At 51.8% G+C, this 12,888-nt stretch carries 12 protein-coding genes; 4 read left to right on the top strand and 8 right to left on the bottom strand.

Translation table 11 applies throughout. The annotated features are described in order from the left end of the window. Window positions 1-561 precede the first annotated feature (561 nt). The 4 genes from PEH01S_RS36105 to PEH01S_RS04125 all read left to right on the top strand — a co-directional run bounded on the left by PEH01S_RS36105 (window position 562) and on the right by PEH01S_RS04125 (window position 4,299). Window positions 562-945 carry a MerR family transcriptional regulator gene (locus PEH01S_RS36105; RefSeq protein ID WP_025848756.1) on the top strand — a complete coding sequence of 128 codons (384 nt, stop codon included), beginning with the start codon at window positions 562-564 and terminating at the stop codon, window positions 943-945. 44 nt (window positions 946-989) lie between these two features. Further along, window positions 990-1,808, top strand: a complete 819-nt coding sequence (locus PEH01S_RS04135) for an SDR family NAD(P)-dependent oxidoreductase (protein ID WP_127484043.1) — start codon at window positions 990-992, stop codon at window positions 1,806-1,808. A gap of 241 nt (window positions 1,809-2,049) precedes the next feature. Further along, window positions 2,050-2,922, top strand: a complete 873-nt coding sequence (locus PEH01S_RS04130; protein WP_025848761.1) for a LysR family transcriptional regulator — start codon at window positions 2,050-2,052, stop codon at window positions 2,920-2,922. Window positions 2,923-3,060: 138 nt separating this feature from the next. Continuing rightward, a complete protein-coding gene (locus tag PEH01S_RS04125) occupies window positions 3,061-4,299 on the top strand; it encodes an MFS transporter (RefSeq protein ID WP_025848762.1) in 1,239 nt (412 codons plus the stop codon). 159 nt (window positions 4,300-4,458) lie between these two features. On the opposite strand, the gene pruA is transcribed toward PEH01S_RS04125, so the two are convergent. The 8 genes from pruA to PEH01S_RS04085 all read right to left on the bottom strand — a co-directional run bounded on the left by pruA (window position 4,459) and on the right by PEH01S_RS04085 (window position 12,727). Next, a complete protein-coding gene (gene pruA, locus PEH01S_RS04120) occupies window positions 4,459-6,027 on the bottom strand; it encodes an L-glutamate gamma-semialdehyde dehydrogenase (protein ID WP_025848763.1) in 1,569 nt (522 codons plus the stop codon). 32 nt (window positions 6,028-6,059) lie between these two features. After that, on the bottom strand, window positions 6,060-6,974 hold the full coding sequence (locus tag PEH01S_RS04115; protein WP_025848764.1) for a proline dehydrogenase family protein: 915 nt from the start codon (window positions 6,972-6,974) through the stop codon (window positions 6,060-6,062). Window positions 6,975-7,108: 134 nt separating this feature from the next. Beyond that, window positions 7,109-8,047, bottom strand: a complete 939-nt coding sequence (locus PEH01S_RS04110) for a DMT family transporter (RefSeq protein WP_051570343.1) — start codon at window positions 8,045-8,047, stop codon at window positions 7,109-7,111. Further along, on the bottom strand, window positions 8,047-8,769 hold the full coding sequence (locus PEH01S_RS04105; protein ID WP_127484041.1) for an ABC transporter ATP-binding protein: 723 nt from the start codon (window positions 8,767-8,769) through the stop codon (window positions 8,047-8,049). Before PEH01S_RS04105 ends, PEH01S_RS04110 begins: the two co-directional genes overlap by 1 nt. Beyond that, window positions 8,766-9,545: an ABC transporter ATP-binding protein gene (locus tag PEH01S_RS04100; RefSeq protein WP_025848770.1), complete on the bottom strand. Its 780-nt coding sequence runs from the start codon at window positions 9,543-9,545 to the stop codon at window positions 8,766-8,768. Before PEH01S_RS04100 ends, PEH01S_RS04105 begins: the two co-directional genes overlap by 4 nt. Before the next feature lie 19 nt (window positions 9,546-9,564). Further along, the gene (locus PEH01S_RS04095) at window positions 9,565-10,569 is read right to left on the bottom strand and encodes a branched-chain amino acid ABC transporter permease (RefSeq protein ID WP_025848771.1); all 1,005 of its coding nucleotides are present in this window, start codon (window positions 10,567-10,569) and stop codon (window positions 9,565-9,567) included. Window positions 10,570-10,572: 3 nt separating this feature from the next. Next, window positions 10,573-11,487, bottom strand: coding sequence for a branched-chain amino acid ABC transporter permease (locus PEH01S_RS04090; RefSeq protein ID WP_127484040.1), 915 nt, complete (start codon window positions 11,485-11,487; stop codon window positions 10,573-10,575). A gap of 73 nt (window positions 11,488-11,560) precedes the next feature. Further along, the gene (locus PEH01S_RS04085) at window positions 11,561-12,727 is read right to left on the bottom strand and encodes a branched-chain amino acid ABC transporter substrate-binding protein (protein ID WP_127484039.1); all 1,167 of its coding nucleotides are present in this window, start codon (window positions 12,725-12,727) and stop codon (window positions 11,561-11,563) included. Window positions 12,728-12,888 lie beyond the last annotated feature (161 nt).

Genomic DNA, 12,888 nt, shown 5'->3' with positions numbered 1-12,888 from the left:
CCAAATGTACTATTTTCATTACTTTTACGAGAGTCAAATTTGTTCGAGTGTACATTTTTTTGATCAGTTGATCAAATTATAGTTTTATGTACGTCGTTTGTAAATACTTTGTTATCCTTCCCGTAGAAAAAGCAGCCGTTCGTTCTGGTTGCCTGCCGTAAAGAATCTAACGCAGCTTCTTTGATGACTGGGCGATGGTCCGTTCACGAGGCGTCGTGGACGGCCAGAAAAGTACATCCGATCCGGAAGCTAACGCCAGCATTTTGCAAAAACGTACGCTAAGGACTGAACGATGCAAAACGACCGGTTTCTGTAACGCTAAGGTATCTGAAAGAAAATAAGAAAGCCCACGCTGTTTGGTTAGCGTAGACTCTTTCTGCTTTTAGTTTTACATCAGATATATTGGCGAATGATCCATGAGACCAGGGCCAGCAACTCAACGATGAACTGTACAATAAAGATATCCAGTATATCTTTAGCTTTAATTTTAAAAATGAATTTTGTATTGACCTAGAGTGAACTCTAGGTTGTATACTTTTTTGCAGCAGGGAGGAGAACCGGTTGTCGAAAGAATTCACAATTCAACAAGTAGCTAAGAAAACTAGTTTAAGTGTTCATGCATTACGGTACTACGAGAAAATGGGGTTGATTCATCCCATTAAACGGGACACAAATGGACACCGTCGCTATTCAGAGACTGATCTTGAATGGATCCAATGTATTCAAAACCTTCGTACATCCCAAATACCCATTTCTGATATTCAAAAATTCATTAAGTTGAATCGGCAAGATCACTTTAACTACAAAGAGATATTAAAATTAATAGAAAGGCACGAAAAAAGGCTTTTAAACCAGATACGAGACCTTCAAGAAGCGCTATTTTTCCTTCGAAACCAGGTTGACTCCTACAATAAACCAAAGGACGATCAGTCCGAAAATATCTGATTAAAAATATTATCATCACTAATCAATTGAAGTGAGGGGTATAAATGAAAATCATAGTGATAACAGGTGGAACAGATGGAATTGGAAAAGGACTGGCTATGGATTTTTTGAAGAAAGGAAATACTGTAGTTGTTATTGGTCGTAATCATCAAAAAGGTCAGCATTTCTTGGAGGATGCAAATAAGATAGGAGCAATCGAAAGAGCATTTTTTTTTCAAGCCGACTTGAGTCTAGTCATGGAAAATAAAAGAATAGTTGCAGAGATTGAATCTAGGTTTCCAACGGTAGATGCACTAATTCTGTGTGCACAGCACTATCGTTCAGAGCGCGGTGAAACCATAGAAGGGTTTGAAAAGACTTTTGCATTGTATTATTTGAGTCGGTTTATCTTAAGCTACGGACTAAAAAATCTAATGGAAAACGCTGATAAACCAAGCGTCATCAATGTTTGTGCTCCAGGCATCGAAGTTGGCAAAATCTATTGGAACGACTTGCAACTGACTAGGAACTATAGCGGACTTGAGGCGATGATGCAAAGCAGTAGGTTAAATGATTTGCTTGGAATCGGATTTGCCGAAAACGACAAGGTTAATAAGATTAAATATATACTATTCAATCCAGGTGGTGTTTCTACCAGTTTCTCGGGTGAGTATGATGAAGTAATGAAAAATCAAATTGTGCAGATTAAGAAGAGCGCAAAACCCGTTCAAGAAGGAATTAAGCCAATTGTCAAACTGTTAGAAAAGCCTCCGATTAAATCCATTAGTGCTAACATGGAAGGAAATGAAATCTGCCTTGAACATGAATCTTTTGATAGAGAAAACGCTATTAAGCTCTTTAACATAACCAAGAATCTACTATAGAGCTTGTACTTTCAGTATACGAGCCGTTTCCATCATGGAATGAACCATATATTCTTTATTGATGACCTCGTTATACTCTTGCTGGGCATCGGTGATGGCAATTTTCGAATAGATTTCCAACGACTTTCGGCTTACACATTTTGTCATTCAATGTTTGATATTTTTCTAGCGCGCCTTTCCGTACTATTGGTTAAAATGATAGTATGGAAATTCAGAACGAAAGCAAGGTGGAGCAAAACTTATGGTCGATTTTGAATGGTATCGAAGCTTTGTTGCGATTTACAAGCATAATTCGGTGTCGGAAGCCGCGAAAGCCCGGATTATGACGCAGCCGGCCATGAGCCAGCATTTGGCTTCCCTGGAAGCGGAGGTGGGGGAAGCTTTATTTGTAAGAACGTCAAGAAAAATCATCCCGACGGAAAGAGGAAAACAGCTATATTCGCAGCTGGCGCCTCTGATCGAATCGCTGGAGGAAACGACGATGGGGTTTAAATCCGCCTCTCTGCCCAGTCTTCGAACGGTCCGAATCGGGTCGGCGCATGAGTTTTATCTGGAGAAAATCATTCCCCGGTTACCTCAGCTCAAAACGTGCACCATCTCCAATTTCGGGACCGCCGATCAATTGCTGGAGCTGCTGAAGGAAGATAAAACGGATATCATCATTACGTCCAAAAAGTATGTGACTCCGGGAATTGAGTATGCGAAGCTGTACGACGAACAGTTTGTCGTTGTAGCCCCTGCCCGGCTCGAAGTACTTGAAACGGATAGTCTGAAGCGAAGAGAACAGTGGCTTGCCGCCCAAAAGTGGATCAGCTACGGCTTGGAGCTGCCGATCATACGAAGGTTTTGGAGAGAGCATTTTAAAAAACGTCCGCTGATTAAACCGACCCATGTCATTCCTAATCTACATATCATTTTAAAGGCTGTCGAAATCGGCGAGGGCTTAAGCTTAATGCCTACCTACCTGCTGGAAAAATCGATGAGCGAGCGAACCAAAGTAATCTACGGGGACTTGACCGTAAAAAACGAGCTGTTTTTCGCTTATAAAATGAAGCATAAGCATCTGCCCGAAATTCAGGAGCTGATGACGCTTATCCGTGAAAGCGATCTATAAATAAAATTATGGATGAAGTGAAATTTCATAATTTGTTTTATGTCCGATCCGGATTTAAAATGTAGACTATCGATTTCAAACGGAAGGAAGGCGGATGCGGGCAAATCGCCTTCCTTACTTGTAAGGAGGGACTTTTTCTTGAAATCGCATAGTATAGCCGATCCATCGACGGCCGCATCGGGCAAAGGCTCGACCATCGCTTTGTACGCATTAACGGCAGGCGCCTTTGCCATCGGTATGACGGAATTCGTCATCATGGGGCTGCTGCCGGAGGTGGCGGCGGACCTTCAAGTCTCGATTCCGTCGGCCGGCCTGCTCATTACCGGCTACGCCCTCGGAGTCGCCCTGGGCGCTCCGTTCATTACGATAGCTACGCACAAAATGCAGCGCAAAGCGCTCCTGCTCCTGCTTATGGCAATCTTCATCGCCGGGAACGCGCTCGCCGCGCTTGCGCCGAATTATGCGGTGTTGATGGTCGCCCGCATTGTGGCTGCGTTGACGCACGGCTCCTTTTTCGGTGTCGGCTCCGTCGTTGCAGCCGAGCTGGTGCCTAAGGAAAAGCGCGCCGGCGCTATCGCCATCATGTTCACCGGGCTCACCTTGGCGAATATCCTCGGTGTCCCGCTCGGGACGTTCCTGGGTCAAGCCTCGGGATGGCGCTCGACGTTCTGGGCCATTACCGCGATCGGTTTCGTGGCACTGCTTGGCGTCATTGTGCTGGTGCCCAAGGTGAAAGCCGCCTCGTCGAGCTTGGGGCAAGAGCTTGGCGTGCTGCGCCGGCCCGCGGTTCATGTTGCGCTGCTCATGACGGTGTTTGGGTTCGGAGGCGTGTTTACGGCCTTCACTTACATTACGCCCATTTTGGTGGACATCACCGGGTTCTCGCCGGGCTCGGTATCTTACATTCTTGTCTTATTCGGCCTCGGGATAACCATAGGCAATATTTATGGGGGAAAGCTGGCGGACCGGAATCTGCTGCCCTCGCTCGTCGGGATTCTCGTCCTGCTCGCGGCCGTTCTCGCCCTGTTGGGGCTGACGGATCAGTACAAGATCCTGACGTTGGTTACCGTATTTGTTTTAGGCATAGCCGCATTCGGAACCGTGCCGGGGCTGCAGCTTCATATGCTGAACACGGCCAAGGAAGCGCCTACTCTGGCTTCTACGCTGAACATCGCAGCCTTTAACCTCGGCAATGCCCTCGGCGCTTATCTCGGGGGTATCGTGATCGACATGCAGCTTGGCGGAGGGCTTCGCGCCGTACCGTACGCCGCCGCTCTGGTGACGGTGGTCGGAATTTTGTTTACCCTCTGGGGAATGCGTCAACACAAAAACGCGTCAAGGGCCGGCTCCATGTCAGAGGAAAAAAATAGCGTTTAGCGATATCAGGCTGCCGGCATAACGGCGGCCTGATTGCTTTGTCCCGCCAGTTTACGAGCGATGGCCGCGTCAATTAGTAAAAAAATGCCCGGCACCTTAAATCGGTACCGGGCTTCATTTGCCTCACAACTTGCACGCTTTACGATCGTCGGCAGGCGATTAGTTTTTCCGGGAAGTCAATTTGGCTTGCGTAAACAGCAGCAAATAATCGTAGCCGCCCGCTTTGGAGTCCGTGCCGGACATGTTGAACCCGCCGAACGGATGCACGCCGACCAGGGCGCCGGTACATTTGCGGTTGATGTACAGATTGCCGCAGTGCATCGTTTCCAGCGCTTCCTCGATCCGCTCTTCGTCCGAGGAGAAGAAAGCGCCCGTCAAGCCGAATTCGGTATCGTTATACAGCGCAATCGCTTCTTTCCAGTCCTTCGCTTTGCCGATGGCGAGCACCGGCCCGAAAATCTCCTCTTGCATGATCCGCGCTTTGCCGTCCACGTCGGCAAATACCGTCGGCTCGATATAGTAGCCGTTGCCTTCCGCCTTGCCGCCTCCGGCAAGCAGCTTGCCTTCCGTCTTGCCGATCTCGATGTAGTTCAAAATTTTATCGTAGGAGCCTTGATCGATGACCGGTCCTACCGGCGCATTCGTTTCCGGCAGCCCGACCTGCAGGGCTTTCGTCAATTCGACGACCTTCTCGACCACTTCGTCGTACACGGACTCGACGATAAACGCGCGCGAGCCGGCGGAGCATTTCTGGCCTTGGAAGCCGAAGGCCGAAGCGACAATTGCTTGGGCCGCCGCTTGAAGATCGGCCGTTTCGTCGACGACAATCCCGTCTTTTCCGCCCATCTCCGCAACGACGCGCTTGATCCAGATTTGACCCGGAGCCGTCTCCGCCGCCAAGCGGTTAATGCGCAGCCCGATTTCCTTGGAGCCGGTGAAGCTGACGAAGCGCGTTTTCGGATGCGTCGTCAAGTAATCGCCGACTTCCGCGCCGCTGCCCGGGATATAGTTGATGACCCCGGCAGGCAGTCCGACTTCTTCCATCAACGCGACGAATTTATGAGCGATGACCGGCGTCGTGGACGCAGGCTTGAGCAGAACGGTGTTGCCGGATACGACCGCGGCCGTCGTCATGCCTACACAGATCGCCAGCGGGAAGTTCCACGGAGGGATCACAACGCCGACGCCAAGCGGAATGTACGTCAGGTTGTTCGTCTCTCCCGCGATTTTCGTCAAAGGCTGGGTTTCGTTAATGCGGCTCAAGCGCAGCATTTCCCGGGCGTAAAACTCGATGAAGTCGATCGCTTCGGCCGTATCCGCATCGGCTTCCGCATAGTTTTTGCCGGATTCCAGAATCATCAGCGCGGAAAACTCGTGTTTGCGCTGACGCATCAGCTCCGCCGCTTTAAACAAATAGTCCGCGCGCTCCGCAGCCGGAACCCGTTTCCACGATTCGAACGCCTGCAAAGCAACCTGCATCGCCTCTTCGGCCAATGCCTGGTCGGCTTTGCTGACGCGGCCGATCACTTGATCCTTGTCCCCCGGGTTAATCGATACGATGCGCGCTTCGGTCATTACTTTTTTGCTGCCGATATGCAGCGGATAATCCCGGCCAAGCTCGGCCTTGACCTTGGCGATTGCGGCCTCCATCGCCTTCTTGTTCTCTTCCTTGCTGAAATCCGTAAAGGGCTCATTTACAAACGGGCTTACTTTCGTCAACATGTTCATGGATTAGTCCCCTCTCAATAATTAGGAATGGATTATTTAAACATATTTTTCAGCACAAACCATACATTCGCCGGACGCTCGGCCAACCGCCGCATGAAGTAACCGAACCAATCGATCCCGTACGGAACGTAGACGCGCACCTTGTAGCCTTCGGCGACCAGCCGGTTTTGCAGCTCCTCGCAAATGCCGTAGAGCATCTGGAACTCGAAGCGGTCGTTCGGGATGCCGTGCTCTTGGACAAGCTGCTTGGTAAACGCGATCATGTTCTCGTCATGGCTCGCAACCGCGGTATAGTTTCCGTTCAGCAGGTGCATCTTGATGATCTTCTTGTAGTTCTCGTCGACATCTTTCTTTTCCGGGAAGGCCACCTTCGGAGACTCCTTGTAGGCTCCCTTCACCAGGCGCAGATTGGCCCGCAGCTCGTTCAGATCCTTCATATCCTGCTCCGTGCGGTACAAGTATGCCTGAATGACGATCCCGACATTGTCGTAGGTCTGACGAAGCTCGCGGTAAATATCGAGCGACACCTGACAGTGGGCGTAATCCTCCATATCGATGCGCACGAAATTACCGTATTCCCGGGCTCTGTCCAAAATTCTGCGCATGTTGCTCATGCACAGCTCTTTGTCGATATCCAGCCCGAGTGAAGTCATCTTCAGGGAAAGGTTGGACTGAACGCCGGATTCCGCGATCGCGTCCAAGGTTCGCAGACACATTTCGGTCGATTCCATGGCCTCGGCCTCGGTGGAAATAAATTCGCCCAAATGGTCCAACGTGACGACCCGGCCGGATTGATTCAGCTTGCGAACCACCTCAATCGACTGCTTGATCGTTTCGCCTGCGACGAAGCGGGACGCGCCGAAGCGCAAGCCGTACCTTTTAGCCAATTGATTCGCGGAACGGCTCTTTCCGATCGCTTGAAACATATTCCGCATGAGCACTTCCATGGACTACCGAATCCTCCTTCTTGAACCATGCATTGTTGTCGTATGAAAGCGTTATCTGTATTTACACTATACAATCAAATGACGAAATTGTACACACATTAACCAATAATTTTGTTTATTTTTAATTATTGTGTCTATTTTTGAACACTCTTGGGCTTGATTCGAAAGTAAATTCCTACGCCGAGCATGGTTAAAAGCCCGCCGGACGCCTGAAGCCAGGTAGGCTGTTCGTTCAATAACAGATAGGCCAGAATGATCGCCAACACCGGTTCTCCGATGACCGCCATGGACACCGTCGTCGCGTTTACGTAGGCTAAAAGCCAATTGAACAGCATCTGCCCCATCACGGTTGGAATCAACGCGAGCAAAACAAAAATGCCCCAGTCCGTCAAGGAATAATCCGTAAGTGTATAATGATTGAACATATTAAACACAAACAGCAGCAATGCGGCAATGATAAAAACAAACAGGCTGTACAGCATGGACGGAATTTCTTTCATCAGCTTTTGCCCTGCCATCAAATAGAGCGAGTAGCTGAGCGCTCCGGCAATCGACAGCATATCGCCGTAAAGAGCCTGCTCCGAGAAGCCGATATCTCCCCAGCCGATCAATACCGATCCGACCAGGGCAACGATCAAGCTGGCCACGCCTTGCACGGAAGTCCGCTCTTTAAACAAGAAAAAGGAGCCGATCATAATAAAAACAGGCTGCAGCGTCAACAAGATCATGGAGCTGGCAACGGAAGTATGCTTTAACGACTCCATCCAGAACAGAAAGTGCAGACCAAGAAACAAGCCGGACAGCACCAGCAGCAGGCTGCCCTTAAAGCTCCAGGAAAACCGGCCGGCTCCCGTTTGCTTCCACGGCCTGAACGGAAGCAGCAGCACAATCGTGAACAGCAGTCTGTACATGCCCATGATCGAGGCCGGAGCCGACGACCACTTAATAAAGATGGAAGATAACGCCACGGAGAAGACCCCGATAAACAGCAAGGCATACGGCGACACGGGCAGACTGCCGCGTTTCGTGGTCACGGCCGGTTGAGACAACGGCTCCTCTAAAGGACGAGCCATCAATGAACTCCGAGGTAAGCCTTGACCACGTTGTCATCCGCAAGCAGGTTGGCGGCGCTGTCTTCCATCGTAATGGAGCCCGTCTCCAGCACGTAGCCGCGGTGCGCCAATTTAAGCGCCGCCTTCGCGTTCTGCTCGACCAGCAAAATCGTCGTGCCCCTCTGTTGGTTGATCTGTTTGATAATCTTCATAATGTCGATGACGACGATCGGGGCAAGCCCCATCGAAGGCTCGTCCAGCATCAGCAGCTTAGGCTCCGACATGAGCGCCCGGCCGATGGCCAGCATCTGCTGCTCCCCGCCGCTTAACGTTCCCGCCATTTGCTTGCGGCGCTCGGCCAGCCGGGGGAACATTTGAAAGACCATGTCCAGATTTTGCGCCAGCTTCGCCTTGTCCTTTTTCTTGATGAAAGATCCGAGCTCCAGGTTTTCCGTCACCGTGAGGCCTCCGAACACCCTCCGTCCCTCCGGCACGTGCACGACGCCCATTTCCACGATCGTATGAGGCTCTTTTTTCGTCAGGTCTTCGCCCATAAACGCGATGCTGCCTTGAGCCGGACGAATCAGGCCGGATATCGTTTTCAGAATCGTGCTTTTGCCGGCGCCGTTGGCCCCGAGCAGCGCAACAATTTCCCCTTGCTTCACCGTAAAATCGACACCGCGGACCGCCTGGATTTTCCCGTAAAACGTTTCCATCCCCTTCACATCGAGAATGGTGCTCATACCGCCTCATCCTCCTCTTCTTTGCCCAGATACGCTTCGATCACCCGGGGATCGTTCAGCACGTCCTGCGGCGTGCCTTCCGCCAGCTTTTGCCCGTAATTCAGCACCATGATGTGATCGGAGACTTTGTTGATCAGTCCCATGTCGTGCTCGATCAAGACGACGGGAATGCGGTAAGCTTCGCGGATTCGTCCGATCAAACCGATCAAATCCTGCTTTTCGCTGAAATTGAAGCCCGCTGCCGGCTCGTCCAGGAACAGGATTTTCGGCTGAATCGCCAAGGCGCGCGCAATTTCCAAGTAGCGCTGAGCGCCGTAAGGCAGGTTCTTGGCAAGCCTGTCGGTGTACGCTTCAATCCCGACAAAACGGATGCAGTCCTCAGCCACCTGCCGAATCCAGGCTTCTTCCTTGCGGTGACCGGGCGTGCGCAGCAGCGCTCCGACGAGCCCTTGCTTCGTTCTGGAGTGCATGCCGGCCATCACGTTCTCCAGCACGGTCAGGTTCGGAAATACGCGCAAGTTCTGGAAGGTACGGGCCATGCCCATCGCCGTAATCTGGCTCGGCTTCTTCCCGACGATATTTACGCCGTCGAACAAAATTTCGCCGCGCGTCGGCCGGTAAAAGCCCGTAATCATGTTGAACAAAGACGTTTTCCCTGCCCCGTTCGGTCCGATAACGCTCATCACGGCATGGTCCGGAATGTCAAAGCTCAGGTTGTTGACAGCCGTCAATCCGCCGAATTGAAGATGCAGATTGGAAATTCGCATGTTCGCCATATCTCTCACCTCGGATTGCTTATTCTTTACCCCGGCTCTCGGGAACGAGTCCTTGAGGGCGAAAAATCATCAGGATCACCAGCGCGACCCCAAAGATAAGGAAACGGTAGCGGTCGATATCCACATCCAAATGAATGAGCTTATTCAAATCCCGGAGCGACTCGGGAAGAACGATGACGATGATCGCGCCGATCACGACGCCGGAAATCCGGCCAAGACCGCCCAAGATCACGGCCAGCAAAATCATGACCGACTGCATGAAGTTGAAGCTCTCGGGCGCAATCGCCGTCATTTTGACTGCAAAGATGGATCCGGCCAAGCCTCCGAACAAGGCTCCTACCGAATAAGCGGCCAGCTTGCTGCGCACCCGGTTGATGCCCATCGCTTCCGCCGCGTCCTCATCCTCCCGGATGTACGCCCAGGAACGCCCGATTCTCGACTGCCCGAGCCGTTTGGAAGCGATAATCGTGATGACCGCCAAAACCAGAATCGCCCAATAGCAGTACGTCAGGTTATTGATCGTGATTCCCATGAAGGTCGACGGGGCGGGAAACGGACTCATGATGCCGTAAATCCCGGAGGCTCCGCCGGTAAACTCCAGATTTTTGGCCGATATTTTGACAATTTCGCCGAAGCCCAGCGTGACGATCGCCAAGTAGTCGCTGCGCAGCCGCAGGGTCGGCGCTCCGATAATGAAGCCTGCCACGGCCGCGAATATTCCGCTAAGCGCCAGAGCAAGGAAAAAATTCATTTGGAACTGCGTCATGAAAATGCCCGTTGTATAGGCGCCAACCGCGAAAAACGCGGAATACCCGAGGTCGAGCAGCCCCGCGTAGCCGACAACGACATTCAGTCCGAGCCCCAGAACGATATAGAACACGGCGAGAAAGCCGACGTCCAGCCAGTAAGGCCCGGCGAAGAAAGGGAAAAACGCGGCCAGCACCATCAGCGCCGCGAGCGCCGAAGATTTGGCATTGATTTTGGGGCGGTTTAAAACAACGGTTTGCTTCGTCGCATTTTCCATACCTTACATCCTCTCCGTTACTTTTTGGCCCAAAAGGCCCGTCGGTTTGACCACCAGCAGGACGATGAGAATGAAGAACGCAAAGACATCCTTCCATTCGCCGCCGAATTGGTACGTGCCGATCGTCTCCAGCACGCCCAGCATCAAGCCGCCGAGCATCGCGCCGCGAATGTTGCCGATTCCGCCGATGACGGCGGCCGTGAAGGCCTTCATTCCGAAAATAAAGCCCATCGTAAACGTAAGGCTGCCGTAATAGCTCGCATTCATCATGCCGGCGGCCGCGGCCAGGAAAGAACCGACGAAGAAAGTCAACGAAATCACTTTCGTCACGTTGATGCCGACCAGACTGCTGGCCGTCTGATCGATCGCAATCGCCCGCATCGCTTTTCCATAAATTGTCCGATGCACGAACCATTGCAAAGCGATCATTAAGATGGCCGAGAATACGATGATTCCGATCTGGGCATACGTAATTTTGGCGCCGAGCAGCGAAAACCCGTCTGTCGGCAGCGTTACGGGCATAATATACGGCTTGGCGCCGTATCCCGCCATAATCGCATTCTCCAGCACGAGCGACATGCCCACCGCGGTAATCAATATCGATAAACGGGGAGCCTTCAGCAGCGGCCTGTAGGCGATCCGTTCGATTCCCATCCCTAAAAATCCGGTAACGATCATCGCGATCACAAAAGCCAATCCCATCCCCAGCAAGCTTTCCCCCGTACCGGTCAGCTTGGCCAATACCGTGTAGCCGACGAAAGCGCCGACCATGAATAAATCGCCATGCGCAAAATTAAGCAGTTTGATAATGCCGTAGACCATCGAATAACCGAGCGCGATTAAAGCATAAAAGGAACCTACGATCAAAGCGTTAATCAGCTGCTGCACAAAAATGTCGGTGGTAAGATGAAATTCCATCGGACCGCTCCTTTTTGAAAAGATACGCGGCACGATCTTCACATGCCGCGCGTTCGAGTTTCAAGGCTCAAGCTTACTTCGAAGGAGCAAAAGTGCCTTCTTTGACCTGCAGAACGACAAAGTTGGACTTCGTCAGCGTGCCCTGCGGGGTAAAGGAAACTTGCCCGGTGAGCGTTTTTAAATCGGTTTTGGCCAAGGCTTCGGTAATCGCCTTTTTGTCCGTAGAGCCTGCGCGCTTGATGGCGTCGGCCATCAGCTTAATTCCGTCGTATTGCAGAGCGGAATACGGGCCCGGCTCCTGGGAGAACTTGGCTTTATAATCATCGATAAATTTCTTCGCCTCCGGCAGAAATTCCGCCGTCGGGCTGTTGGTGATGAACGTGCCTTCGGCCGCCTCTTTACCGGCAATGTCGATCAGCATCTTGTCGTTTGCGCCGTCGCCCACTCCGATGATGCCGGAAACGCCCTGCTGCTTGAACTGCTTAATAAACAGGCCTCCGCCCTTATAGTACGCCGTCCAGTACGTCGCGTCCGGCTGCGCTTGCTTCAGCTTGGACACCAGCGAAGAGAAATCCGTTTCGTCCGGGTTCACGGCGTCGAATACGACCACTTTCCCGCCCGCGCTCTCTACCTGCTTCTTCGTCACTTCCCCCAAGTCTTTGGCGAACGCGGAGTTGTCATGAATGATCGCAATTTTTTTCGCTTGGTTTTTGTTGACCATATACTCCGTCGCCATCTGCGCCTGGTGCACCCCGGTGCCGTTGATCATGAAGATTTCCGGAAATTTCTGATCGGCGATTTTTTGCGAGTTGGCTGCCGTAATGACCGTCGGGATGCCGTTTTGATGGAACACGCCGGTAGCCGGGATCGCCGCGCCGGAGCAATAGCCGCCGACGACGGCGGTGACGCCTTCGGATACGAGCTTGTTGGCGGCAGCCGTAGCGGTCTGCGGATCGCAAGCGTCGTCCTGGGCGACAAGCTTGATTTTGCTGCCGTTAATGCCGCCGGCGGCGTTGATCTCTTCAGCCGCCAATTCCGCAGCCTGCTTCATGTCCTGGCCCATTTTGGCCTCGTTGCCGCTTAATGCGAACATCATTCCGATTTTAATTTCCTTGCCCGAGGCCGACCCTTCCGCCGAACCTGATGCAGACTTCGCTCCGTCGGGATTCCCCCCGCATGCAGTAAGCGCTAACATTCCCAAGATAACGGTTGCAATTCCAATCGAAGTTTGCTTTTTCATTGTTTTAGACGACCTCCCGAATTTTGTCTTTATGAAGTAACCGCTTTCACAAACCTTCTGCAACGAATGCGCATTTCTTTTTATCTACCGTGTTCTTCGTCAGATCGGTCGTGGCCGTTTCGCAGCAATGGCGCCGGCGAATGAAGCGGATAAATCAACCA

It is taken from the genome of Paenibacillus ehimensis NBRC 15659 (genome assembly GCF_004000785.1).
In the GTDB taxonomy this organism is placed as follows: Bacteria; Bacillota; Bacilli; order Paenibacillales; family NBRC-103111; genus Paenibacillus_G; species Paenibacillus_G ehimensis.
The sequence above is the reverse complement of the archived record's forward strand: the minus strand, read 5'-3'. Positions and strand labels throughout refer to the sequence as shown.

Excerpts from the sequence above, each read along its gene's own strand:
- pruA (WP_025848763.1), bottom strand. The coding sequence starts at position 6,027 with ATGAACATGTTGACGAAAGTAAGCCCGTTTGTAAATGAGCCCTTTACG.
- PEH01S_RS04090 (WP_127484040.1), bottom strand. The coding sequence starts at position 11,487 with ATGGAATTTCATCTTACCACCGACATTTTTGTGCAGCAGCTGATTAAC.
- PEH01S_RS04130 (WP_025848761.1), top strand. The coding sequence starts at position 2,050 with ATGGTCGATTTTGAATGGTATCGAAGCTTTGTTGCGATTTACAAGCAT.
- PEH01S_RS04100 (WP_025848770.1), bottom strand. The coding sequence starts at position 9,545 with ATGGCGAACATGCGAATTTCCAATCTGCATCTTCAATTCGGCGGATTG.
- PEH01S_RS04135 (WP_127484043.1), top strand. The coding sequence starts at position 990 with ATGAAAATCATAGTGATAACAGGTGGAACAGATGGAATTGGAAAAGGA.
- PEH01S_RS04095 (WP_025848771.1), bottom strand. The coding sequence starts at position 10,569 with ATGGAAAATGCGACGAAGCAAACCGTTGTTTTAAACCGCCCCAAAATC.
- PEH01S_RS04115 (WP_025848764.1), bottom strand. The coding sequence starts at position 6,974 with ATGGAAGTGCTCATGCGGAATATGTTTCAAGCGATCGGAAAGAGCCGT.
- PEH01S_RS04105 (WP_127484041.1), bottom strand. The coding sequence starts at position 8,769 with ATGAGCACCATTCTCGATGTGAAGGGGATGGAAACGTTTTACGGGAAA.
- PEH01S_RS04085 (WP_127484039.1), bottom strand. The coding sequence starts at position 12,727 with ATGAAAAAGCAAACTTCGATTGGAATTGCAACCGTTATCTTGGGAATG.
- PEH01S_RS04110 (WP_051570343.1), bottom strand. The coding sequence starts at position 8,047 with ATGGCTCGTCCTTTAGAGGAGCCGTTGTCTCAACCGGCCGTGACCACG.